General features: G+C 72.3%; 1 protein-coding gene. It reads left to right on the top strand.

The annotated features are described in order from the left end of the window. Nucleotides 1-740, top strand: a 740-nt coding sequence (locus tag P409_RS35315) for an SDR family NAD(P)-dependent oxidoreductase (RefSeq protein WP_034849792.1), incomplete at its 5' end; no start/stop codon positions are given. Nucleotides 741-899: the final 159 nt, after the last annotated feature.

Below are 899 nucleotides of genomic sequence, written 5' to 3'. Positions count from 1 at the left end.
ACCGGGTCGCGGCCACGGCCCGCGACATCTCCAGCCTCTGCGGCCTGGTGCACGACCACGGCGCCCAGGTCGCGCCGATCCGGCTGGACGTGACCGACCGGGCCGCCGTCTTCGCGGCGGTGGCGACGGCGCGGGAGCGGTTCGGCCGGCTGGACGTCGTGGTCAACAACGCCGGCTACGGCCTGCTCGGCGCGGTCGAGGAGGTCAGCGAGGCGCAGGCCCGGGCGCAGATCGAGACCAACCTGTTCGGCGCGCTGTGGGTGACCCAGGCGGCGCTGCCGGTCCTGCGGGCGCAGGGGTCCGGCCACATCATCCAGATATCCTCGGTCGGCGGGGTCAACGCCTTCCCGATGCTGGGCCTGTACCACGCCTCGAAATGGGCGCTGGAGGGGCTGAGCCAGGCGCTGCAGGGCGAGCTGGCCGGCACCGGCATCCATGTCACGCTGGTCGAGCCCGGCGGCTACGCCACCGACTGGAAGGGCGGGTCGATGGTGCATGCCGGGCCGATCGCCGCCTATGACGAGATCCGCGCCGGGCGGCTGCAGCGCTGGCGCGACGCCGAATTCGCCGATCCGGGCGCCAGCGGCGCGGCCATCCTGCGCGTCGTCGACGCGGCCGAGCCGCCGCTGCGGGTGTTCTTCGGCCCGCACAATCTGGAGATGATGCGGGCCGAGTACCAGAAGCGGCTTGCCGGCTGGGAGCAATGGCAGGACGTCGCCAGCCTGGCGGTGGGCCGCTGAGCGCCTAGAGCGGAATGAATTGAGGTTGGATCACCTCAGGCTTCCAAGCGGGCTGAGAGAACGTCGAGCGTCTTCGCATTGCCTCTCCCGCCGGACGCGGGAGAGGTCGGACGTCCGCAGGACGGCCGGGTGAGGGCTGGTCCCGGCCTCGACGCCCTC

Origin of the sequence: Inquilinus limosus MP06 (assembly GCF_000767795.1) — a bacterium.
Classification (GTDB): Bacteria; Pseudomonadota; Alphaproteobacteria; order DSM-16000; family Inquilinaceae; genus Inquilinus; species Inquilinus limosus_E.
The sequence above is the reverse complement of the archived record's forward strand: the minus strand, read 5'-3'. Positions and strand labels throughout refer to the sequence as shown.